Source organism: Pseudomonas sp. MLB6B (genome assembly GCF_054508135.1).
The window spans coordinates 3,806,585-3,829,043 of sequence record NZ_CP199313.1; the positions used below are offsets into that span (position 1 = coordinate 3,806,585).

16 protein-coding genes are annotated in these 22,459 nt (G+C 64.9%); 10 read left to right on the forward strand and 6 right to left on the reverse strand.

What is annotated here, in order from left to right; all coding sequences use genetic code 11:
• Positions 1 to 119: 119 nt before the first annotated feature.
• The 3 genes from ACSMEV_RS16790 to ACSMEV_RS16800 form a co-directional block, all read right to left on the reverse strand.
• Positions 120 to 524 (reverse strand): type II toxin-antitoxin system HicB family antitoxin, encoded by a 405-nt coding sequence (locus tag ACSMEV_RS16790; protein WP_314489858.1) that lies wholly within the window; start codon positions 522 to 524, stop codon positions 120 to 122.
• A gap of 68 nt (positions 525 to 592) precedes the next feature.
• Positions 593 to 775, reverse strand: a complete 183-nt coding sequence (locus tag ACSMEV_RS16795) for a type II toxin-antitoxin system HicA family toxin (protein ID WP_459206153.1) — start codon at positions 773 to 775, stop codon at positions 593 to 595.
• A gap of 272 nt (positions 776 to 1,047) precedes the next feature.
• A complete protein-coding gene (locus ACSMEV_RS16800) occupies positions 1,048 to 5,913 on the reverse strand; it encodes an NAD-glutamate dehydrogenase (protein ID WP_459206154.1) in 4,866 nt (1,621 codons plus the stop codon).
• Between the two features lie 327 nt (positions 5,914 to 6,240).
• Between ACSMEV_RS16800 and ACSMEV_RS16805 the strand changes: the two genes are divergently transcribed.
• Complete coding sequence (locus tag ACSMEV_RS16805; RefSeq protein WP_459206155.1) at positions 6,241 to 6,594, forward strand: hypothetical protein; 354 nt, start codon at positions 6,241 to 6,243, stop codon at positions 6,592 to 6,594.
• Positions 6,595 to 6,617: 23 nt separating this feature from the next.
• Here ACSMEV_RS16805 and ACSMEV_RS16810 read toward each other — a convergent pair whose 3' ends face one another.
• Positions 6,618 to 7,940: a T6SS phospholipase effector Tle1-like catalytic domain-containing protein gene (locus ACSMEV_RS16810; protein ID WP_459206156.1), complete on the reverse strand. Its 1,323-nt coding sequence runs from the start codon at positions 7,938 to 7,940 to the stop codon at positions 6,618 to 6,620.
• A 228-nt stretch (positions 7,941 to 8,168) separates the two neighbouring features.
• On the opposite strand from ACSMEV_RS16810, the gene ACSMEV_RS16815 reads away from it, so the two are divergent.
• The 7 genes from ACSMEV_RS16815 to ACSMEV_RS16845 all read left to right on the forward strand — a co-directional run bounded on the left by ACSMEV_RS16815 (position 8,169) and on the right by ACSMEV_RS16845 (position 15,762).
• The gene (locus ACSMEV_RS16815; protein WP_459206157.1) at positions 8,169 to 9,128 is read left to right on the forward strand and encodes an AAA family ATPase; all 960 of its coding nucleotides are present in this window, start codon (positions 8,169 to 8,171) and stop codon (positions 9,126 to 9,128) included.
• Positions 9,129 to 9,132: 4 nt separating this feature from the next.
• A complete protein-coding gene (locus ACSMEV_RS16820) occupies positions 9,133 to 10,074 on the forward strand; it encodes a DUF58 domain-containing protein (protein WP_459206158.1) in 942 nt (313 codons plus the stop codon).
• The gene (locus tag ACSMEV_RS16825) at positions 10,071 to 10,568 is read left to right on the forward strand and encodes a DUF4381 domain-containing protein (protein WP_459206159.1); all 498 of its coding nucleotides are present in this window, start codon (positions 10,071 to 10,073) and stop codon (positions 10,566 to 10,568) included. The genes ACSMEV_RS16820 and ACSMEV_RS16825 overlap by 4 nt, the downstream gene beginning before the upstream one ends.
• A complete protein-coding gene (locus ACSMEV_RS16830; protein ID WP_459206160.1) occupies positions 10,561 to 11,637 on the forward strand; it encodes a vWA domain-containing protein in 1,077 nt (358 codons plus the stop codon). The genes ACSMEV_RS16825 and ACSMEV_RS16830 overlap by 8 nt, the downstream gene beginning before the upstream one ends.
• Entirely contained in the window at positions 11,634 to 13,355 is a 1,722-nt protein-coding gene (locus ACSMEV_RS16835; protein WP_459206161.1) for a vWA domain-containing protein, read from the forward strand. The genes ACSMEV_RS16830 and ACSMEV_RS16835 overlap by 4 nt, the downstream gene beginning before the upstream one ends.
• On the forward strand, positions 13,352 to 14,974 hold the full coding sequence (locus tag ACSMEV_RS16840; protein ID WP_459206162.1) for a BatD family protein: 1,623 nt from the start codon (positions 13,352 to 13,354) through the stop codon (positions 14,972 to 14,974). Before ACSMEV_RS16835 ends, ACSMEV_RS16840 begins: the two co-directional genes overlap by 4 nt.
• Before the next feature lie 530 nt (positions 14,975 to 15,504).
• Positions 15,505 to 15,762, forward strand: coding sequence for a hypothetical protein (locus tag ACSMEV_RS16845; protein ID WP_459206163.1), 258 nt, complete (start codon positions 15,505 to 15,507; stop codon positions 15,760 to 15,762).
• Between the two features lie 215 nt (positions 15,763 to 15,977).
• On the opposite strand, the gene ACSMEV_RS16850 is transcribed toward ACSMEV_RS16845, so the two are convergent.
• Together ACSMEV_RS16850 and ACSMEV_RS16855 are read right to left on the reverse strand one after the other, a co-directional pair.
• Complete coding sequence (locus tag ACSMEV_RS16850; RefSeq protein WP_459206164.1) at positions 15,978 to 16,499, reverse strand: GNAT family N-acetyltransferase; 522 nt, start codon at positions 16,497 to 16,499, stop codon at positions 15,978 to 15,980.
• Between the two features lie 148 nt (positions 16,500 to 16,647).
• On the reverse strand, positions 16,648 to 17,199 hold the full coding sequence (locus ACSMEV_RS16855) for a helix-turn-helix domain-containing protein (protein WP_459206165.1): 552 nt from the start codon (positions 17,197 to 17,199) through the stop codon (positions 16,648 to 16,650).
• A 260-nt stretch (positions 17,200 to 17,459) separates the two neighbouring features.
• On the opposite strand from ACSMEV_RS16855, the gene ACSMEV_RS16860 reads away from it, so the two are divergent.
• Entirely contained in the window at positions 17,460 to 18,698 is a 1,239-nt protein-coding gene (locus ACSMEV_RS16860; protein WP_459206166.1) for an exonuclease SbcCD subunit D C-terminal domain-containing protein, read from the forward strand.
• Positions 18,695 to 22,339, forward strand: a complete 3,645-nt coding sequence (locus ACSMEV_RS16865) for an AAA family ATPase (protein WP_459206167.1) — start codon at positions 18,695 to 18,697, stop codon at positions 22,337 to 22,339. The genes ACSMEV_RS16860 and ACSMEV_RS16865 overlap by 4 nt, the downstream gene beginning before the upstream one ends.
• Positions 22,340 to 22,459: the final 120 nt, after the last annotated feature.

Here is a 22,459-nt window from a genome sequence, read left to right on the forward strand (position 1 = left end):
ACACGAGCCTCAATCGGCCTTACCCACGAAAAAACGCTTGGTGCCTAGCACCAAGCGTTTTTTTGCGTCCATGGCGCTCTGATCTCGCGGCGCTATTCCGAGCTTTTTATCCGGGCGCCTCAAGCGCCCGCTAACGCCCGAAGTGCTGCCGACGCCAGAAAACCGGATCGGCTTTTCTGCTCGGGATGGTTAGCGACATAAGCATCGATCCGTTGAAGCAGATGCTCAGGCAGCGTTGCGTTGAAGCGAACCGATTTTCCAAGATAGGGCGTGATATCGAAATCGACGACAGCCCACACACCGCCCTCATAATCCGGGTTGTTCAAATGGTTGTCGATGGGCTGGCTATGAGGCAACGGATCACCGTCAGCCAACGCCCCCTCACAATAAAGGGCAAGGGCTTCAAGCACATTGTCCAGTGCCTCTTCAACCGATGCTCCACCGCTGAAACAGCCAGGGGCGTCTGGCACGGTCACGCCGTAATCGGAGTCTGAGTCCTTATGGATAACGACCGGAAATTTCATGGATTCCTCCTGATGGAGAGAGCCGAGAGTACTAAGAACACCCGACCTTACAATGTCTGTTATCGAGCTCATCTGAGGCCGGCAGTTTTAAGAATGTTGTTGAGCGTACCTTTTGGCAGCTGCACCTTTGGGTGCGGCACTACCACCTTTCCTGGCTTGGACGGATGCTTGAAATAATGATGGCTGCCCCTTACACCGATCTCGACCCATCCATCTGCCTCAATAAGTGATATGACCTCTCTACTGCGCATGTGCTCTGCTCACGACTTTTATGTGTATGGTACACACAGCCGTGACAGCCTGCTATTTTGCAAGAGTATCCATAAGTAACGATCCAAAAGCGAAGGTGGTGATGACATTTTTCAGGAAAGGCCAATCATCGAATGCGTGCGGGTGCCTTACTCAAGCTCCAAGCCGACTTGATCCACCGCAGTGAAGCAATCCGTAGATTGCATGGCTTACCCGCCGCGTCCATAAAAAAGCCCCGGCATCACTGCCGGGGCTTTCTCGTTTCAGCCGGGGATCAGGACGGCACCACCACCGCCTGCCCGCTCAAGGCCAGGTCCACCAGCTCGCGGTTGGCGACCGCATACATGGCGTAGTCATGCCCCGATGCGTTGCGCAGGTCGTCGAGCATGGCGCGCCAGCGCTCGGCCATCGCACGGTGCTGGTCGATCCACAGGGCTACGCGGGCATCCATATCCTGCGGGGCGTCGGCCATTTGCAGCACGGAGATGGTGATCGCGCGCTGTTGCAGGTCGATGTCGTCGCGGAAGGCTTCGCGGGCCAGGGCCTGCCAGTTGTTCTCCACCGGCAGGTTGCTGATTTCCTGCAGGTACCAGGTCAGGTCCAGGGCGCTGCCTACGGCGAAGAAGGCCTTGGCCACCTGGGCCGGGTCATGGCCGGTGACGTCCGAGGCTTCGATGATCGGCAGCAGGGTGTACAGGTGCGTGGTGCCGGCCACCATGCGCGCCAGCAGCTCCGGCACGCCAGCGTCGACGAAGCCCTGATAGCGCATCATCCAGCGTTCGCGGGTCGGCCCTTCCAGCAGTTCGTCGAGCTTGAGCCCCAACTGTGCGATCTTCGGCCCGAAGTGCGCGGCGTCACGGCCGGCGTCCTGTTCGTTGCGGCGGCTGCGCAGGAACCAGCGCGTGGCGCGGCGGCCCAGGCGCATCAGCTCGTCCATCAGGGTCAGCTGGATGTCGGCCGGCACCTGATAGTCCAGCGCTTCGATCTGACGGAACCAGTGCGGCAGGTGGAAGATGTCGCGCACGATCACATAGGCACCGGCGACGTTCGCCGCGCTCATGCCGGTGGACTCCTTCAGGCGCTGCACGAAGGTGATGCCCATGTTGTTGACCAGATCGTTGGCGATCTGCGTGCTGACGATCTCGCGCTTCAAGCGGTGGCGGCGCATGGCCTCGGCGAACTTGCTCACCAACGATGGCGGGAAGGCGGTCTCCATGTCGCGGGTCAGGTACTCGTCGTCCGGTACTTCGGACTTGAGCAACTGCTCCTTGAGGTCGATCTTGCTGTAGGAGATCAGCACCGACAGCTCGGCACGGGTCAGGCCCTGGCCTGCGGCCAGGCGTTCGGCCAACTGTTCTTCGGACGGCAGGAACTCGATGGCACGGTCCAGCTTGCCGCGCGCTTCCAGGTCGGCCATCAGGCGCTTGTACTCGGCGATGCGCTCGCGCACACGGCGTGCGGCCAGCGACAGGGCCTGGGTCTGCTTGTAGTTGTTGCCGAGCACCAGTTGGCCGACTTCCTCGGTCATGCTGCCCAGCAGCTGATTGCGCTGCTTCTCGGTCATGTCGCCACCCTGCACCACTTCGTTGAGCAGGATCTTGATGTTGACCTCGTGGTCGGAGCAGTCCACGCCGCCGGCGTTGTCGATGAAGTCGGTGTTGGTGGCGCCGCCGTGCAAGCCGAATTCGACGCGGCCCAGCTGGGTCATGCCGAGGTTGCCGCCCTCGCCCACCACCTTGCAGCGCAATTCGTCGCCGTTGACGCGCAGCGCGTCGTTGGCCTTGTCGCCGACGTCGGCGTGGCTTTCGCTACTGGCCTTGACGTAGGTGCCGATGCCGCCGTTCCACAGCAGGTCGACCGGCGCCTTGAGCAAGGCGTTGAGCAGCTCGGTCGGGGTCAGGCGATCGGCCGTGATGGCGAAGCGCTCTTTCATCTGCGGGCTGATGGCGATGCTCTTGGCGCTGCGCGGGAAGATACCGCCGCCTTCGGACATCAGGCTGGTGTCGTAGTCGGTCCAGGCCGAACGCGGCAGCTCGAACAGACGCTTGCGCTCGGCGAAGCTGCTGGCGGTGTCGGGGTTCGGGTCGATGAAGATGTGCAGGTGGTTGAAAGCTGCGACCAGTTGCAACTTGTCGGACATCAGCAGGCCGTTGCCGAACACGTCGCCGGCCATGTCGCCCACGCCGATCACGGTGATCGGATCTTCCTGCACGTTGATGCCGCGCTCGCGGAAGTGACGCTGCACGCCGACCCAAGCGCCACGGGCGGTGATGCCCATCTTCTTGTGGTCGTAACCGGCCGAACCGCCGGAGGCGAAGGCGTCGCCCAGCCAGAAGTCGTAGTCGATAGCGATGCCGTTAGCGATGTCGGAGAAGGTCGCGGTGCCTTTGTCGGCGGCCACCACCAGGTAGGGGTCGTCCTCGTCGTGGCGTACCACGTTGGCCGGTGGCACCACGCCGCCGTCCTTGAGGTTGTCGGTGATGTCGAGCAGGCCGCTGATGAAGATGCGGTAGCACGCCACGCCCTCGGCGGCGATCTCGTCGCGGCTGCCGCCCAGTGGCAGGCGACGCGGCAGGAAGCCGCCCTTGGCGCCGACCGGCACGATCACCGAGTTCTTCACCTGCTGCGCCTTGACCAAACCCAGCACTTCGGTGCGGTAGTCCTCCTCGCGGTCCGACCAGCGCAGGCCGCCACGGGCGACGTTGCCGAAGCGCAGGTGCACCCCTTCGACGCGCGGCGAATAGACGAAGATTTCGAACTTGGGTACCGGCTTGGGCAACTCGGGGATCAACCGCGGGTTGAACTTGAAGCTGAAGTACGACTTGCTCTGGCCGTTGGCATCGGTCTGGTAGAAGTTGGTGCGCAGGGTGGCCTTGATCAGGTCCAGGTAGCGCCGCAGGATGCGGTCCTCGTTGAGCACCTGGACGTCGTCCAGGGCGGTGAGGATGGCCTGCTCCAGGCGTTGCTGCTTGTCTTCCAGGTCGTCCTGGGTCAGCTTGCGCGCCAGGTAGAAGCGGGTCTTGAACAGACGCGTCAACTCGCGGGCGATGTCGGTGTGGTTGTTCAGCGTGCTGGCGATGTAGCCCAGGTCGAAGCCCAGACGGATCTGCTTGAGGTAGCGGGCATAGGCGCGCAGCAGCGCCACGTCGCGCCACGGCAGGCCGGCGGTCAGCACCAGGCGGTTGAATGCGTCGTTCTCGGCGTCGCCGCCGACGATGTGGATGAAGGCGTCCTGCAGCACGTCGTTGAGCTGCTGGATGTCCAGGTTCAGGCCTTCGCTGTAGGTGAAGGCGAAGTCATGGATCCAGTACTCGCGGCCTTTGGCATGGCGCAGGCGGTAAGGGAACTCACCCAGCACGCGCAGACCGAGGTTTTCCAGGATCGGCAGCACGTCCGACAGGGCCAGCGGGGTGTCGGCGTGGTACAGCTTGCAGTGCAGGATGCGCTCGCCGACCTGGGTCAGCGGCTGGTAGAAGCTCATGGCCAGCGGGCGTTGCTCGCTGAGTGCCACCACGTGCTGCAGGTCGACCACCGCCGAATGCGGCGCGAAGCGCTCGCGGTAACCGGCCGGGAAGCCTTTGGGGAAGTCGGCGAGAATGTTGGTGCCCTGGGCTTCGCCGAAGTTCTCCACCACCAGCGAGGAGTAGTCGTCCTGCCACGAACGGCAGGCCTGGATCACTTCCTTTTCCAGCTGTTGCGGGTCGATGTCGAGACGGTTCTTCGGATCGACGCGCAGAATCAGTTGCACGCGCGCCAGCACCGATTCGGAGAAGAAGGTCCAGAACTCGCAGTCGCTGGCCTTGAGGCGTTCCATCAAGACCTGCTGGATCTTCTGCCGCACTTCGGTGGAGTAGATCTCGCGCGGGATGTAGGCCAGGCAGTAGCAGAAGCGGCCGTACGGGTCTTTGCGCAGGAACACGCGGATCTTGTTGCGCTCCTGGATCTGCACGATCGACATGACGGTGTTGAACAGCTCGTCGATCGGGGTCTGGAACAGGTCATCGCGCGGCAGCACCTCCAGGACCTGGGTCAGTTCCTTGCCCAGGTGCGCCTTGGCGTCGAAACCGGAGCGGCGCTCGATCTCGGCCACCTTGACCCGCAGATAGGGAATGGCGTGCACGTTCTCGCCGTATACCGACGAGGTGTACAGGCCCATGAAGCGGCATTCCTTGATGACCTTGCCGTCGGCGTCGAGCTGGCGGATCGAGACGTAGTCCGGGTAGGCCGGGCGGTGCACGCGGCTGGGCAACGCAGCCTTGGCGAACGACAGCAGCAGCGGCTCGTTGAGGTAGCCCACGGCGTAGTCTTCGATGCGCAGCTCTTCTTCGCTCAGGCCCACGCGCAGGCGACTCGGCAGGCCGAGGAAGGACTGCTGGTCGTAGTTGATGCGCCCGCCTTCGCCGTCGGCCGTAACAGTGAACTCTTCGTAGCCGAGGAAGGTGAAGTGGTTGTCCAGCAGCCACTCGAGGAAAGCGGCGACTTCGGCCTTGTCGTGCTGCACCGGAGCGTAGGGGCTTTGCTCGACCAGCTCGATGACCTCGCGCAGGCGCGCCTTCATCGGCTCGAAATCGGCCACCGCCACACGCACTTCGGCCAGCACCTGCTCGATTTCGCGGCTGAGCAGGGTCAACTCGCTGGCGTTGGCGCAGCGGTCGATCTCCAGGTACATCAGCGATTCGTGCTGCACACCCTCGCCCTGCGAGCCTTTGGGCAGCAGTTCGAGCAGCTCGCCCTTGGGCCCGCGGCGCACGCTGAGCACGGTGGTTTGCAGGGTGTGGATGCTGTAGCCGTGGCGGTTGAGTTCGGTGCGCACCGAGTCGACCAGGAACGGCAGATCGTGGTGCAGCACCTCGACCACGGTGTGGGTCGACTGCCAGCCGTTACGCTCGTAGTCGGGGTTGTAGACCCGCACTTGCGGGTTCTGGGGGTCGAAACGCTCGACGATGCGCCAGGCAGACAGGGTGCAGCCGACCAGGTCGGAGAGCCGACGCTGGGTGAGTTCATCCAGGGAAATGATGCCGAAGAACTGCTCGGCGAACAGCGCCACTTGGGGCAGGTTCTGTTCGCTGGTGTGCTGCGCCAGGGCCGATCGCAGTTGCTGCTGGAAATCGGCCTTGCTGGCTGCGGTGAAAAACGCCATCTGTGGTACTCCGCTTTTGGCTCTTGATCGTAGGGAAGCGTTGCGTACGCGCCCAGGTCGCATCGACCACAGTCGAAAAGACATCTGAGACGCGATAAACCAGGCGTTGAGCGTGCATGGCACGGTCAGCGTGTGATGGGTATCTGCAAAAGCGACTGTGGGCGACACTGTGCCTTTACGGGTAACCATCGGCTGGGCAGCTTAACGACTGGTCGGTCAGGCCGCTTCCGAGGCTGCGACATATTCGGTCAAGGTGGGGCAATATGTCGCAGCGTTAGGCCATTTCCCCCTGGCAAAATTCCCTTTCATCCCATTTCCGAGTTCGCCATGCACCTGAAGACAGCGCAATTTCTCGCCACCCCCTGCGACGATGAAGAAGACGACATGGCGACCCTGTGCTGCTTCGCCGGCAACGGGCAGATGTTCCTGATGACCCGTTACCCCGACGAAGACACCCTCGACCTGACCCTCGACGACGCGCCTTCGACCCTCGACGGCCTGAGCGTGACCTTCAGCGCCACGCGCCTGACGCTCAAAGTCGCGCCGGGCGACCGTGACGCACTCAAGGGCGACGAACAGCTGGAGATCGAGCACGCCACGCCGGCGGCGGATCTGCCCGAAGTGATCCAGACCCTGCGCATCCTGCTCGAAGGCACCGGTGAGCTGGTTGTGGAGGCCTGAGCCTTTCCAGGCGACCCAAGGTGTCAATCCGCAGGATTGGCATGCACCCTGCGCACGCCCTGGGCCGCCGGGCGATTGACGAACACGGGGTCGAGCACGCTGTCGCGCCACCGATCCACAGTGTTCCAATGCGCCGAGGTGTGGATGTAGCGGCGCTGCAGCAAGGCCCGTTGCTCGGCGTCGAGCATGAGCGACGTGCTTCGCCCCAAGGCGTAATCGTGCAGACGCGCGCTGATCGGCATCAGTTCTTCGGGTAGGGCCGCCAGTTGCAGCGAATCCAGCGCGGCGAACGGCACGCCTGCGGCACAGGCGCGTTCGCGCATCATGCTCAGGTACACCCGCGACAACGCCCCACTTACCTCTCGTTCGCGGCAAGGCGCCGCGTAAACGCACTTGGTCGGGGCCTCACAGCGCGCCTTGTGGTCGGTGCTAGGTACCTCCCAGGTGCGCAGTAGCGCGCCGCTCCGCTGTTCCTCGGATAAGGCGTCCAAGACCTGCGCGGCGTTACGGTATGCCGCCGTGCCTTGGGCGTCAGTCGACAGCGCAACTTGGCAGGAGAATGGCTGGCTCATCAAGACAGCCTCTTCTGCCAACGGCAGGTAACCGCCGCCGATGTCGGCATGCACCCCCGGCACGGCCAGGTCATTTCCGCTGGCCACCAACGGGAAGTTGTGCCTGCGTTCGTCCGCGGCGACCAGTTGCCAAACCTGGCGGGCAGTGCCCTCGGCCAGGCCCAGGCGCAACTTGCCCATCCCCTCGGCGACCGGATTGCGGGTCATCGGGTCGAGGATCGCCGCTACCGTATCGAACAGCCCGATGAAGTTGAGCGTCACGCCGCCTTCGAGCGCAGCGGCCCAGGCGGCGTCGCGGTCGGCGGGATCGAGCACACGGTTGGCGAAATGCCGCGCCGCAGCCGCGCCACGGCTGAAGCCGAACACGTCGAATTCGACACCCGCCAGGCGTCGCTGTGGTTGGCTCTGCGGCCAGTCGCGTACGCGCTCGGCCACGCACTGCAACGCCTGCTGCACGCGGGCCTCGACACCCGTAGGGCCGGCACCGCTGGCCTGGTCGAGCATGATGTCGGGCGCGCCGGCCTGGGTACCGACTCCTTCGACGTACAGCGGCAAATAGTGCATAGCGCCCTGGGCATCGGCGCCCTCTGGGTAGAGCCGATGCAGCAGCGCAACGTTGCTCGGCGCGTTGGCATAGCTGCCGGTCGCGCCTGGCGCTGCGCAACCTGCCTCGGGTACGGCGTTGGCTTGGTTGTTGCCGGTGCCGTCGAAGAACAGACCGACGCGCAGGATTGCGGGGGTGTGCGGAGACGTTGTCTTAGCATTGAGAGACATATGGTTACACCTACTGACGGATGGGACGTCAGGAGATGCCAATCGGTCTGAAACCGGCATAGGGAAAGTCGACTCACTATGCAGGTCATTTCCCTACCGAGCGCAAGATCTTGCTGATAAATATGCGTGCTGCCATTGGTCGGCATGCCCGTGGATGGATTAAAGTAGCAACCCCTGCCGGTACGGATGTCCCACTCCCGCCCGGCGCCTCTCCAGGAAGCCCCTCCGATGGAACACCGCGACGCGTTGAATGCGCTACGCACTTTCCTCTCCTCCCAGATCCTGGGCCAGGAACGGCTGATCGATCGCCTGCTGATCGTGCTGCTGGCCGACGGCCACATGCTCGTCGAAGGCGCTCCTGGGCTGGCCAAGACCCGCGCCATCAAAGAGCTGGCCGAAGGGGTCGAGGCGCAGTTTCACCGCATCCAGTTCACCCCTGACCTGCTGCCGGCCGACATTACCGGCACGGAAATCTATCGCCCGGAAACCGGCAGCTTCGTGTTCCAGCAAGGGCCGATCTTCCACAACCTGGTGCTGGCCGACGAAATCAACCGCGCACCGGCCAAGGTGCAGTCGGCGCTGCTCGAAGCGATGGCCGAGCGCCAGGTCAGCGTGGGGCGCAGCACCTATGACCTGTCTCCGCTGTTTCTGGTGATGGCAACGCAGAACCCGATCGAGCAGGAAGGCACCTACCCCCTGCCCGAAGCGCAGCTCGACCGCTTCCTGATGCACGTGAAGATCGGCTTCCCCGACGCCGCTGTAGAGCGCCGCATCCTCCAGCAGGCCCGTGGCGAGGCATTGAGCGGGGAAACCAAGCCGCAACGCCAGGTCAGCCAGCAGGCGATCTTCGCCGCGCGCAAGGACATCCTCGGCCTGTACATGGCCGATGCCGTGGAGGAATACCTGGTGCAACTGGTGATGGCCACGCGCACCCCAGGCAAATTCGACGCCGAACTCGCCGACTGGATCGCCTACGGCGCCAGCCCGCGTGGCTCCATCGCCCTGGACCGCTGCGCGCGCGCCCATGCCTGGCTGGCCGGGCGCGAGTTCGTCAGCCCCGAGGACATCCAGGCGGTGCTCTTCGACGTGCTGCGTCACCGCATCATCCTGTCGTTCGAGGCCGAGGCTGCGGGGGTCGACCAGGACCGCGTGGTACAGCGCATCCTCGACGTCGTCGCCGTCGCCTGACCCCATGCCCACTGCCCATACGGCCGAACCCGGCATCCGCATCGGCCTGAGCGAACTGATCGACATGCGCCACCGTGTGCGCGAGATCCAGCTGTTCTCCCGACCCGGCCAGGGTAGCCCGCTGGTGGGCCTGCATCACTCCAAACTGCGTGGGCGCGGGGTTGATTTCGACCAGGTGCGGGTGTACCAGGCCGGCGACGATGTGCGCAACATCGACTGGCGCGTCACCGCGCGTACCCAAGAGCCGCACACCAAGCTGTTCCACGAGGAGCGCGAGCGGCCGATCTTCATCCTCATCGAGCAGAGCCAGCGCCTGTTCTTCGGTACCGGGCTGATGTTCAAGTCGGTGCTCGCCGCCCAGGCCGCGGCACTGTTCGGCTGGGCCGCGCTGGACCATAACGACCGTATCGGCGGCCTGGTGTTCGGCGCCAGCGAGCCCCACGAGATCAAGCCCCGGCGCAGCAAGCAAAGCCTGTTGCAATTGCTCAACCGCCTGGCGCGGGTCAACCAGGCGCTGCACACCGACACCGCCCCCAGCGACAGCCTGGGCCTGGCCCTGCGCCGTGCCCGCGAGGTGCTACGCCCCGGCAGCCTGGCCATCGTCGTGTGCGACGAGCGCGCCTTGAGCGAGCAGGCCGAACAGCACTTGGCGATGCTGTCGCGGCATTGCGACCTGCTGCTGTTGCCTGTTTCCGACCCGCTCGACCATGCCTTGCCTGCGGCGGGCCTGTTGCGCTTCGCTCAGGGCGATGGGCAACTGGAACTCGACACCCTCGACGCCAGTTTGCGCCAGGCCTACCACCGCGAGGCGCAGGCGCGTATCGAGCGCTGGGAGGTGCTGGCGCAAAAGCTGCGTGTGGTGCTGATTCCGCTGACGACCCGCACGGCGCTGATCGAGCAGTTGCGCGAGCACACGAGCGCGCAACGCGCCGGAAGCGGCCGATGAACGCCCTGGACGACCTGCAACCCCTGATCGCCCCACCCGCCATCGGCTGGTGGCCGCCCGCCCCTGGCTGGTGGCTGCTGCTCGTCGGCCTGCTGCTGCTGGGCTGGGGCATCTGGCGCCTGCGTGGTTGGCGGCCACGACGTCGGCCGCCACAGGTGGCCGCCGAGTCGACCATGGACCCGGTGCGCAGCGCAGCCTTGGCCGAACTGGCGCGTTTGCCACGTCCCTACGACGGCGCACCGGCCGGTGCCTGGCTGCAACAGATCAACGCCCTGCTCAAGCGGCTGTGCCGCAACCACTATCCAGGCGCCAACAGCCATACCCTCAACGGCCGCCAGTGGCTGGCGTTCCTCGACAACCGCTGTCCTGCAGCCGGGCTGACGCGCTGGATGGTGTTGGTCGAAGGTGCCTACAAGCCCGAGTGCAAGCTCGACGACAAAGCCATCGCCGGCCTCAGCCAGGCGGTCGATACCTGGATTCGCAAGCATGTTTGAACTGGCCTGGCCGTGGATGCTGCTGCTCGCGCCGCTGCCGTGGCTGCTGCGCCTGTTGTTGCCCGCCGCCGACAGCGGCGAGTCGGTGCTCAAGGTCGGCTTTTTGCCGGAACTGGAAGCGCTGGCCGGCCGCCGCGCACGCCTGAGCCTGCCGACCTGGCGCCAGCAAGCGCCCTACGTGCTGATCTGGCTGCTGTTGCTGATCGCCGCCGCACGCCCGCAGTGGCTGGGCGAGCCGGTGCCGGTGGCCGCCAGCGGTCGCGACCTGTTGGTGGCGGTGGACGTGTCCGGCTCGATGGATTACCCCGACATGCAGTGGCAAGGCGAAGACGTCAGCCGCCTGGACTTGGTCAAGGCGCTGATGGGCGATTTCCTCCAGGACCGCAAGGGCGACCGCGTAGGGCTGATCCTGTTCGGCAGCGAGGCCTACCTGCAAGCGCCGCTGACCTTCGACCGGCGTACCGTGCGCAGCTTTCTCGACGACGCGCTGATCGGCATCGCCGGCAAGAACACGGCCATCGGCGACGCCATTGGCCTTGCCGTCAAGCGTCTGCGCGAGCGACCGGCCAACAGCCGGGTGCTGATCCTGATCACCGATGGTGCCAACAACGGCGGCCAGATCCACCCGCTGACCGCCGCACGCCTGGCGGCCCAGGAAGGCGTACGCATCTACACCATCGGCATCGGCGCCGACCCTTCGGCCACCGGCACACCAGGGCTGATCGGGCTCAACCCCAGCCTGGACCTGGACGAAGCCTCGCTGCGAGAAATCGCCGGCATCACCCAAGGCAGTTACTTCCGTGCCCACAGCGGCGCGGAACTGGTGAACATCGGCGACACCCTCGACGAACTGGAACCAGTCACCCAGCAGCCGACCCAGGCCCGCGCCGCCCTGGCCTTATACGCCTGGCCGCTGGCCCTGGCGCTGCTGCTCAGCGTGCTGCTGGTGTGTGCGGCGCTGTGGCCCGACAACCGCCTGCAACGCCCATGGCGCAAGCCGCGTTTCCTGCAGCCCCTACCTCAGTTGCGCCAGCAGCTCAAGCGGTTGCGTCTGGGGGGCCGGCGATGAACGAGTTCTGGCCGCACTGGCTGCGCCCGCTATGGCTCTTGGCCCTGCCATTGCTGGTGTGGTTGCTGTTCAAGCTGTGGCATCGCCGTCAGCGCGCCGGGCGCTGGCAGTTGATCGTACCCGCGCAGTTCCATGCCGTGCTGCTGGGCGGCGGCAGCGGCAGCAACCGCAAACTGGCCTGGGTCGCCTTGGGGCTTGCCTGGCTGTTGATCCTCTTGGCCCTGCTCGGGCCGAGCTGGCAACGGGTCGAGCAAAGCCACCAACGGCCTGCCGACCCGCTGGTGATCCTGCTGGAAACGACTCCGGCGATGATGGCTGAAGATGCCGCGCCCAACCGCCTGGAGCAGGCCAGGCGCAAGATCCTCGACCTGCTCGAGCAACGCCGCGACAGCCAGACCGCGCTGATCGTCTATGCCGGCAGTGCCCATACGTTGGTCCCGCTGTCGGACGACTTGGGCACCACACGCAACCTGCTCGAAGCCCTCGACCCCTCGATCATGCCCCAGCCCGGCCAGCGCGCCGACCTGGCCGTACGCAAGGCGTTGGCGCTGCTGGCGCAGAGCGACCTGGGCCAGGGCCGCCTGCTGCTACTCGGTTCGTCCTTGAGCGAGCACGAGCGCAGCGGCATCCGCCGCGCCTTGGGCAGCCACGGGCCGAGCCTGCTGATGCTGGGCATCGGCAGCGCCGAGGGCGCGCCCATACGCCAGGCCAATGGCGAATACCTCAAGGACGAGCGAGGCGGCATTCTCGTGCCGCGCCTGGACGGCGCCAGCCTCAAGCGCTTCGTCAACGCCACCGGCGGGCGCTATCGCCACGCGCGGGTGGACGACCTCGACCTGCGCGGCCTGGGTCTGTTCGACGCCCCGCGCGACTTGCGCAGCGACGGCCAGACCGTGCAGCTCGACAGCTGGTTCGACCAGGGCTATTGGCTGCTGCTGCCGTTGCTGTTGCTGGCCGCCTGCGCCGGCCGCCGCGGCTGGTTGTTCTGCCTACCGCTGCTGCTGGCCCTGCCGCAACCGAGCCAGGCCTTCGAGCTGCGCGACCTGTGGCTGCGCCCCGACCAACAAGGCATGCGTCTGCTGGAACGCCAGCAACCGGCGCAAGCGGCGCAGCGCTTCGACGATGCGCAGTGGCGCGGCATGGCGCTGTACCAGGCCGGTGATTTCGCCGGCGCCGCCCAGGCCTTCGCCGAAAGCGACAGTGCCCAGGCCCACTACAACCGCGGCAACGCCCTGGCCCGCAGTGGCGAGCTGGAGGCGGCGCTGGATGCGTACGACCAAGCCCTCGACCGGCAGAGCGACCTGCAACCGGCCTTGGCCAACCAGGCGCTGGTCCAGCAACTGCTCGACCAGCGCAGCGCTAGCGCTCAGGCGCAACTCAACGCCGGCGCCGACGCCCAGGGCATGCCCGGTAGCGAAAGCGACAGCGACAGCCGTTCGGCCGGCACACCACTGCCCGACAATCCTGGCGACGAAGCACGTGCCGGCCAAGCCCAGGAAGGCGACGCCGACCGCGCCAGCCAGCCCCCTGGCAGCGAGGCCGCTGGACAGGAGGACGACAGCGTCAGCGCCCCCGCCCGCCCCACCGCCAATAGCCTGGACGCCGAGCAGCGCCAGGCCTTGGAGCAGTGGCTGCGCGAAATTCCCGACAACCCCGCGCAGTTGCTACGGCGCAAATTCTGGTATGAACAGCAATTGCATCAGGAAAAGTCTCCATGAGCCGCTTTGGCGCCTTCGTACTGAGCCTGATCTGGGCGCTGCTGGCCCAGGCCGAGCCGACCCTGCAGGCCAGCGTCGACCGCACCCGCGTGCAGGCCGGTGAAACCCTCGAACTGATCCTCGAGAGCCAGGACGTCACCCAATTCGGCAAACCCGACCTGTCGAGCCTGGAGGCCGATTTCGAGGTGCGCGGCACGCGCCAGCTCAACAGCCTGCACACCCTCGACGGCGAGACCCGCGCCAGCACGCGTTGGATCGTCTCGTTGCTGCCGCGGCGCAGCGGCACCTTGACCATACCCGCCCTGCAACTGGGACAGTCGCACAGCCAACCCATCGAGCTGCAGGTCATGCAGGGTGACGCCTCACGCCCCGGCGTCACCGCGCAGGTGTTCATCGAAACCAGCCTGGATGCGCCTGAAGTGTACGTGCAGGCGCAGGCGGTGTTGACCGTGCGCATCTACCATTCGGTGGCGCTGTACGACGACAGCAGCCTGAGCCCGGTGCAAGGCGAAGGCCTCAAGGTCGAGACCCTGGGCGAGTCACGTACCTATGAAAAAGACATCGAAGGCGTGCGCCACGGGGTCATCGAAACCCGTTACGCGCTCTACCCGCAACAAAGCGGCACGCTGCAGGTAGCGGGCCTGACATTCACCGCCACGGCCGCCGCCGACGGCGGCAATGGCGCGGGAAGCGGTGGCGGGCGGCAAGTGCAGGTCACCTCCAACGCCTTGACCTTGACGGCCAAGGCCATTCCCGCCAGCTACCCGAAGAGCCTGCCCTGGCTGCCCGCGCGCAGCTTGAGCCTGGAAGAAAGCTGGAGCCCCGACCCGACGCAGCAACCCACCCGCATCGGCGACTCGCTGACGCGCAGCATCACCCTGCGCGCCCAGGGTCTCTCCAGCACCCAACTGCCGCCCCTGCCGGCCACCGAACTCGACGGTCTGCGCCGCTACCCCGACCAGGCGCTGCTGCGCAACGACACCGACGAGCGCGGCATGATCGGCAACCGCGAAGAGCGCGAGGCCCTGGTGCCGGTGCACAGCGGCCTGCTGATGCTGCCCAGCGTGGAGGTGACCTGGTGGAACACCCGCGAGGACCACCTGGAGCACAGCAGCCTGCCGGCGCGCAGCGTGCTGGTGCAGGACAATCCGGCGTTGGCCGGCGATGCTCAGGGCGGCGACCCGCGTGCCGGCATCGGCTTGCTCTGGCCCTGGCAACTGGCGACCGCGCTGCTGGCCGCCACCAGCGCGCTCGGCCTCACCCTCTGGTGGCGCGCCCGCTCGCGACCGGCGGTGTTGCGCGTAGCGCCTAGTGGCCCCAGCCCACGCACGCTTCTGGACGACCTCAAGCGCGCCTGCCAGGCCAACGATCCGCAGGCCACGCGCCAGGCCCTCGATGCCTGGGCGCGCCAGCAGCCGGAGACGCTGGCGGACATGGCGGCACGCTTCGTACCGCTATCCGAGGCGTTGGACGGGTTGAACGGGGCGTTGTACAGCGAGAGTGGCCAGCATTGGCAAGGTGGCGATTTGTGGCGGGCGATCGGTGACATTCCGCAGGGTGATGCCATCGCCGCGCCCACCGCTGAAAACGGCGGCCTGCCACCCCTCTACCCCAAGTAAACGCGCGTTGCCTTGGTTTCACTGTGGGAGCGGCTTTAGCCGCGATGGCCGGCAACGCCGGCCCAAGGGTCCCAACCTAAACCATCCAAGATTCATGCGTTGCCGGGACTGGGGCCGCATTGCGGCCCATCGCGGCTGATCGGAACGCCGAACCGGCCGCTCCTGCATCAATCCCCTCGCAATGTTGAAATTGAGCCATGCCCCAACGGATCCTGTAGGACCTTTCCGAACTTCATAGCAAATGTTTCAGAATCGGCACGCTGACGAACTATCCTACACGCCGTGCCGAACTATCGCTGTTGTCGGGGAAATCCTTCAGGGATAACGTCCACTCCGTCGTTTCGACGACCGGGCGTGAGAACCCGAGAATCAGCATTTCAGGTCGTCCTTTATGGTGGCCATACGCGGGCAGACTTCGGTCTGGCCGAGTTTCCCTTTGCTGGCTCGGTTTCTCACCCCGCGTGTGGCTGCCACCCAGACCCGTGAGAAGGTCAGGTGGCGGTTAGTTCTTATCAGCAAAGGACCAACCCATGAAAAAGTCCGTCCCCGATCCACCCAAAACACACAGCTTCCGTACCTTCTGCTCAATCAACCCAGACATTCCTTCGGTCGACGCCCTGTCCCACACCCTCCAGCTAATCGCCGGCATCGAAACCACCCTCGACGAATACATCTGCGCCAATGCCGGTGAGCCAGGTGTGCCCATGTTGGTGAATACGGTTCATCAGTTGCAAATGGTGCAGGCGCTGACAACATTCGTGTTGCAGCGTAGCGAACAGGCGATGTAGTGCTGCGGAGGCCCGCGCTTGGTTGTGGGTTGAACGTCGATATCTGGCATATGATTTCGACTCGACCAACCCTTTATTTGCAAGATCAGTTTGAAGCTATCGAAAACATCCGCTTTGGGTCAGTAGCCGCCAATCACCACTGGCAGCTTTCGACCCATAACGGACGTTCGCGAAAGCCAGCGAACAGCCAGAATTCCGCGCACACCAGAGCACATTTATAGGCAACGTTCGTATATCAGATAGCCATTCGCACCACTACTCACGCACAAAAAACCCGCATTCTCGTACATCACCCTTGCAGGATTGTCAGGCCGTACACTTAACCGTAACTGAGTGAACCCCTGACATGCGGCATCGAACATATATGCCTCCAGCAGCTTTGTTCCAACGCTACTGCGACGAAAGTCTGGGGCTACGTGGAGGGTGCAAAGCTCTGCGTAGTTTCCCTCGGGAATCCACAATGAGTAACCTGCGAAAGCATCCACGATGACAGCGATTTTTAGATGGTCGAAGTTCTCTGTCCATCGCGTCAAATGGCGCTCAAGGTCACTACGCCATGAAGCTTCATGCGCAGGCTCCCAAGTAAGGATATAGCTCTCCTCACCGCGATAAATGGCCGGTAGATCGGTCACGCAAGCTTTTCTTAGTTGTAACGCCATTCCATCAATCCTGATTGTTTCTTTCATCCCATCCACGCTTGGTACTGCCGCCAGCGTTGGATCGAAATACCCGATCACCACTGACAGCATTCGACCCGAAGCAGACGTCGACGTGGTACATGAGGGGGTGCGGCGGTCAGGCCTGTCTTGTTTTGCTGCAATAGGACGTCAGTATCTGCCAGAGGCCGACGGCAGCGCTGTGTTGAAAAATCAGATCCCGTCAGGCTCATCGATTGCAAAAGATGCAAGCGCTGGCGAGTTTCGTTTTGCAGCCTGTCGAGCTGAAATCGGCCATTGACTGGCTTTTTTCAGACTGTACAGACGCATCAGGAAAAAACGCGTTCGGGTCCATATGAAAGCGCGTGCCCAAGGCCAGCGCCATTCTGGCGCTGATTGCCCGATCGCCATTGAGCACTTTGGATACCACGAACTTGTCCCCGATCTCAGGCAGATCCGAGCCTGTCAGCCCCAGTGTTTCCATCAGGTCCTCGATCAGTTGCACCGGTGTGGTGGCCTTGATCGCAGCATGGATAGCGCTGAACTGTTCGCCTTTGTGCTCGTAAGTCAGAATGGCGTCTTCCAGCTCGACGAGAATTCGCTTCTCATATTTGTTGAGCGCATGACCGTCGGTCAATTCGTCGAGCAGGACGGTGGCGCAAGCGTAATCTTCGGGCTCTTCGATGCCGTCCACGAATTGCCCGCGCAACTGTTCCAGAATCATCTGAAGACTTTCAAGCGCGGCGCGCACGCTCTGCGAATTTTCAAGGATCGTGATCATGGTTTTTCCCTCTTTTGTTACTGGCGTATATCGATGGGCAGCTTGTACAGACTTCTGCTGATTCATTCGCCCACGGACACTACTGCGCTTTGGGGCCGAGCCTGTACGGGGCGATCGTTGTTTACAACAGGCAAGTCATCGTCCTATCTCAGCCCAGAACCCCGACAACCGCTTTCCATGAGTTACCATAACCACCATTGCTGAACACCCCCTTCCTCCGCCCCGCCACCCTCGGCGCGGCCCGACTCCACAGGTCCCCCATGCGTCTGTTCCACACCTCCGACTGGCACCTGGGCCAAAGCCTGCACGGCCAGGAACGCGACTTCGAACACGCCTGCTTCCTCGACTGGCTGCTCGGCCAACTGCAACTGCGCCAACCCGACGCCCTGCTGATCGCCGGCGACCTGTTCGACACCGTGAACCCCCCGGTCAAAGCCCAGGAACGCCTGTACGACTTCATCGTCCGCGCCCACGAACTGCAGCCCAAGCTCGACATCGTGATGATCGCCGGCAACCACGACTCCGGCTCGCGCATCGAGCTGCCCGCCGCGCTCATGCGCCGCCTGCGCACCCACGCCCTGGGCCGGGTGCACTGGCTCGACGACGGCGAGCTGGACGCCGAACGCCTGCTGATCCCCCTGACCAACGCCCGCGGCAAGGTCTGCGCCTGGTGTCTGGCGCTGCCGTTCCTGCGCCCGGCCGAAGTCACCGGCCCACAGTTGGGCGACGACTATCTGCAGGGCATCGCCAGGGTCCATACGCAACTGATCGCCGCCGCCCAGGCCAAGCGCAAGAAAGACCAGGCCCTGGTCGCCATCAGCCACGCGCACATGGCCGGCGGCTCGGTGTCGGAAGACTCCGAGCGCAGCCTGATCATCGGCAACGCCGAAGCCCTGCCGGCGCGGCTGTTCGACCCGTGCATCGCCTACGTCGCCCTGGGCCACCTGCACAAGCCGCAACAGGTCAACCGCGAGTCGCGCATCCGCTACAGCGGCTCGCCGCTGCCGCTGTCGTTCGCCGAAATCAACTACCCGCACCAGGTGCTGGAAATCGAACTCGAAGGCGACCAGCTGGTGAGCATCGAGCCGCGCCTGGTGCCACGCGCGGTGGCCTTGCAGCGGGTCGGCCCGGCGCCGTTGGCCGAGGTGCTGACGCAACTGGCCGAGCTGCCCGCGCCCGACCTGCTGCAAGACCCCAACCGCCAACCCTGGCTGGAAGTGCGCGTGCGCCTGGACGAGCCGCAGCCCGACCTGCGCCAGCAGATCGATACCGCCTTGGCTGGCAAAGCGGTACGCCTGGTGCGCATTGGCGCCGAATACGCCGGCAAGGCCGACGCCGGCGACGAGGGCCAAAGCTTCGTGGAACTCAGCCAGCTCACCCCGCAGGACCTGTTCAGCCGTGCCTGGACCCAGGCCTACGGCAGCGAGGTTGACGAGCAGACCCTGGCCGACTTCGCCCAATTGCTGCAGGACGTGCAACTGGAGGAGCAGCAGCCATGAAGATCCTCGCCATACGCCTGAAGAACCTGGCCTCGCTGGCCGGCCCCATCGAAGTCGATTTCACCGCCGAACCTCTGGCCAGCGCCGGCCTGTTCGCCATTACCGGGCCCACCGGCGCCGGCAAGAGTACGTTGCTCGACGCCCTGTGCCTGGCGTTGTTCGGCACCGTGCCGCGGCTCAACGACCTGGGCCGCGAAGCCAAGCTGCCCGACGCCGAGGGCGACATCCTTACCAGCGACCCGCGCAACCTGTTGCGCCGGGGCAGCGGCAGCGGCTTTGCCGAAGTCGATTTCGTCGGGGTCGACGGCCACCGCTACCGCGCCCGCTGGGAAGCCAACCGCGCCCGCGACAAAGCCAACGGCAAGCTGCAGAACAGCCGCCAGAGCCTGTACGACCTGGACGGCGAGCAGTTGCTGGGCAGCGGCAAGCACGAATTCCGCGACCTGGTCGAAACCCGCCTGGGCCTGAACTTCGAACAGTTCACCCGCGCGGTGATGCTGGCCCAGAGCGAGTTCAGCGCGTTCCTCAAGGCCAACGACAAAGACCGCAGCGAGCTGCTGGAAAAGCTCACCAACACTTCGATCTACACCCGCCTGGGCCAGCGCGCGTTCGGCAAGAGCAAGGACGCCGAGAAGCAGCATCAGGCCCTGCTCGACCGTGCCGGCCACGTGCAGCCCATGGCCGACGAAGCTCGCGCCGAACTCGACCAGGCCTTGCACGAAGCCCAGCAGCGGCTCAAGGCCGAGCAGGACCAGCAGCGCGAGCTGGAACGGCAGCAGGCCTGGGCACAGGAACAGCAGCAATTGCAGAAACAGCTGAATGCAGCCCAACAGGCGCTGGAGGTGGCCGAGCAGCAGGTTCGAGTACTGGCGAATCAGCGCGCCGATCTCCGTCACTTGGAGCAGCTCGCGCCGCAGCGCCATCAGTTCCAGCGCCAGCAGCAGGTCACGGGCCAATTGCAGCCGCTGGCCGTGGCCATCGCCGAGCATCAGCAACGGCAAACCACGTTGCAGGCGCATCGCGACACGCTGGAGCAGACCTTGGGCAGCGCCGCGCAGCAGTTGGCCGAGCGCCAGCAGCAGCACGACGACGCCGCCCCGCACTTGCGTCAGGCTTTCGCGGCGCAAGACACCCTCACCCGCTTGCAGGCCGAACGCGCCAAGGCCAGCAGCGCGGTCGAACAGGTTGGGCAGGCCAATGCGGCGTTGCAGCAGCAGCGCGAGCAGCTAGAGGCAGCGCAGCAGCGCGACCAGCAGCAACTGGCCCAGCTCGACCAGACGCTGGCCCAGAGCGAAAGCCTGACCAAGCTGGGCGAGGCCTGGCAGGCCTACCGCGGGCAATTGCAGCAGGTCTTGCAGACGGCCAACCGTCTCAACCAAGGCCGCGACGAACTGCCTGCCTTGCAGGCGCAGATCAGCCAAGCCAATGCGCAGGTGCAAGAGCAGCGTCAAACCTTGCAACTGCTCTACCACGAAGCCGGCGCCGAACCGCAGGCGGTCGACGAACAGCTCGACCTGCTGGCCGCCATGCTGCAAGACAACCGCAAGCAACAGCGCGGCATCGACGAAGCCATGCGCTTGCATGCCCAAGTCGAGGACTTGCAGCAGCGTTCGCGCTTGCTCAACGAACGTCAGCACGCCGCGCTCCAGCAACGCCAGCAGTTGATCCAGGACGGCACCGCCGCCAAGACCGAACACGCTGCCGCTGAACAGGCCCTCACCGTCACCCGCCAGTTGCTGGAACGCCAGCGCCTGGCCCGCCATGACAGCGTCGAAGCCCTGCGCGGGCAACTGCGCGACGGCGAGCCGTGCAGTGTGTGCGGCAGCCTCGAACACCCTTTCCACCGCCCCGAAGCGTTGCTCGAAAGCCTCGGCCAGCACGACCAAGCTGAGGAAGCCGCCGCCGCAGCCCGCGTCACCCAGCTCGGCGAACGTCTCAATGCACTGCGCAGCGAGCTAGGTGGCGTCAACGGTCAGCTCAAGGCCTACCAGCAGGATCAGGTGCAGCTCGACGCGCAGTCGCAGCCCTTGCAGCAACAGCTCGGCGCGCTGACGCTCTGGCCCGCCCTGGAAGCGCAGGACGCGGCCAAGCGCGGCGCCTGGTTGGCCAGCCAAGCCAAACGCCTGGAGCAGGAGATCGAGCGCGACGATCGCCGCCAGCAAGCCCTCACCCGCCTGCAACGGGACGCCGTGCGCCTGAACGAACAGCTGCAGGCCGCGCAACAGGCCCAGCAGCAGGCCGAACAGCGCCTGGCCCAGCAGCGCAGCGCACTCGAAGCCGACGAACAGCGCCTGGAGCAGGCTTACGCCGACTTCGCCGAGGTGTTGCCCAGCGAACGTATCCAGGCCCTACGCGAACAGCCCGCCGAAGCTTTCATGGCCCTGGACCGCGAGCTGAGCGAGCGCTTGCAGCAACTCGAACGACGCCAGGAGCAGCAGCAGGAGCACCAGCAGCGCCAGCAGCAGCTCGAACGCCTGCTCGACCAGCAACAGGCCCGCCATGAACAGCACGCCCAGTTGCGTACGCAATTCGACGCTCTGACCACCGAACACGCGGCGGCACAGACTGCGCTGGCCGAACTGATCGGCGAGCACGCCACCGCCGAGGCCTGGCAAGCGCACCTACAGCAGCAGCTTGAGCAGGCCCGTGTCGCCCACGCCGATACCGAACGCCAGCTGCAAGCCAGCCGCACCGAAGCCGTGCAACTGGCCAGCGAACTCAAGGCCCAGCAGGCACGGCAACAAGAGCTGGAGCAGGAACATCAACAACTCGAGCAGGCCATTGCCCAGTGGCGCGCCGCGCACGTCGACCTCGACGACGCCGGCCTCGAACGCCTGCTGGCCATCGATGACGCGCAGCACGGCACCCTGCGCCAATCCGTGCAGGAAGCGGATTCGGCTCTGGAGCACGCCCGCGTGCGCTTGCAGGAACGCGAACAGCGCCTGCAACAGCATCAGCGGCCGGACATCCCGCTCCTGGCGCCCGACGCCTTGCAGCAGGCCATGACCGAGACCCAGGTACGCCTCGCCCAGTGCGACCAGCGCTGCGCCGAACTGCGCGCGCAGCAAGCCGAAGACCAACGCCGCCAACTCGCCAGTGCCGAGCTGCGCGCCGACATCGACCAGGCCGAGCGCCACTGGCAGCGCTGGGCGCGGCTCAGCGCACTGATCGGCTCAGCCTCGGGCGATGTGTTCCGCAAGATCGCCCAGGGTTACAACCTCGACCTGCTGCTGCACCACGCCAATGCGCAACTGCGCCAACTGGCCCGGCGCTACCGCCTCAAGCGCGGCGGCAGCGCCTTGGGCCTGCTGGTGATGGACACCGAGATGGGCGACGAGCTGCGCTCGGTACACTCGCTGTCGGGCGGCGAGACCTTCCTGGTGTCGCTGGCGCTGGCGCTGGGTTTGGCGTCGATGGCTTCCAGCACGTTGCGCATCGAATCGCTGTTCATCGACGAAGGCTTCGGCAGCCTCGACCCCGAGTCGCTGCAACTGGCCATGGACGCGCTGGATGGTTTGCAGGCGCAGGGCCGCAAGGTGGCGGTGATTTCCCATGTGCAGGAGATGCACGAGCGGATTCCCGTGCAGATCCAGGTGCGGCGTCAGGGCAACGGCTTGAGCGATGTGGAGGTGGTCGGCTGAGGCGTCGTGGGTGCCCATCGACCTGGCGAGCGGCGCGTTTCGATCGTTGGGACGGTTGTGTAGATACTCGGTTCCCCTGATGTTGGCGATTGAAAAGCCATCGACGCTGAAGTCGCTAGC

What these genes read in the sequence shown, in the direction of transcription:
- ACSMEV_RS16810 (WP_459206156.1), bottom strand. Translation starts at nt 7,940, where the DNA reads ATGTCTCTCAATGCTAAGACAACGTCTCCGCACACCCCCGCAATCCTG.
- ACSMEV_RS16795 (WP_459206153.1), bottom strand. Translation starts at nt 775, where the DNA reads ATGCGCAGTAGAGAGGTCATATCACTTATTGAGGCAGATGGATGGGTC.
- ACSMEV_RS16820 (WP_459206158.1), top strand. Translation starts at nt 9,133, where the DNA reads ATGCCCACTGCCCATACGGCCGAACCCGGCATCCGCATCGGCCTGAGC.
- ACSMEV_RS16860 (WP_459206166.1), top strand. Translation starts at nt 17,460, where the DNA reads ATGCGTCTGTTCCACACCTCCGACTGGCACCTGGGCCAAAGCCTGCAC.
- ACSMEV_RS16815 (WP_459206157.1), top strand. Translation starts at nt 8,169, where the DNA reads ATGGAACACCGCGACGCGTTGAATGCGCTACGCACTTTCCTCTCCTCC.
- ACSMEV_RS16805 (WP_459206155.1), top strand. Translation starts at nt 6,241, where the DNA reads ATGCACCTGAAGACAGCGCAATTTCTCGCCACCCCCTGCGACGATGAA.
- ACSMEV_RS16835 (WP_459206161.1), top strand. Translation starts at nt 11,634, where the DNA reads ATGAACGAGTTCTGGCCGCACTGGCTGCGCCCGCTATGGCTCTTGGCC.
- ACSMEV_RS16830 (WP_459206160.1), top strand. Translation starts at nt 10,561, where the DNA reads ATGTTTGAACTGGCCTGGCCGTGGATGCTGCTGCTCGCGCCGCTGCCG.
- ACSMEV_RS16845 (WP_459206163.1), top strand. Translation starts at nt 15,505, where the DNA reads ATGAAAAAGTCCGTCCCCGATCCACCCAAAACACACAGCTTCCGTACC.
- ACSMEV_RS16825 (WP_459206159.1), top strand. Translation starts at nt 10,071, where the DNA reads ATGAACGCCCTGGACGACCTGCAACCCCTGATCGCCCCACCCGCCATC.
- ACSMEV_RS16855 (WP_459206165.1), bottom strand. Translation starts at nt 17,199, where the DNA reads ATGATCACGATCCTTGAAAATTCGCAGAGCGTGCGCGCCGCGCTTGAA.
- ACSMEV_RS16865 (WP_459206167.1), top strand. Translation starts at nt 18,695, where the DNA reads ATGAAGATCCTCGCCATACGCCTGAAGAACCTGGCCTCGCTGGCCGGC.
- ACSMEV_RS16800 (WP_459206154.1), bottom strand. Translation starts at nt 5,913, where the DNA reads ATGGCGTTTTTCACCGCAGCCAGCAAGGCCGATTTCCAGCAGCAACTG.
- ACSMEV_RS16790 (WP_314489858.1), bottom strand. Translation starts at nt 524, where the DNA reads ATGAAATTTCCGGTCGTTATCCATAAGGACTCAGACTCCGATTACGGC.
- ACSMEV_RS16840 (WP_459206162.1), top strand. Translation starts at nt 13,352, where the DNA reads ATGAGCCGCTTTGGCGCCTTCGTACTGAGCCTGATCTGGGCGCTGCTG.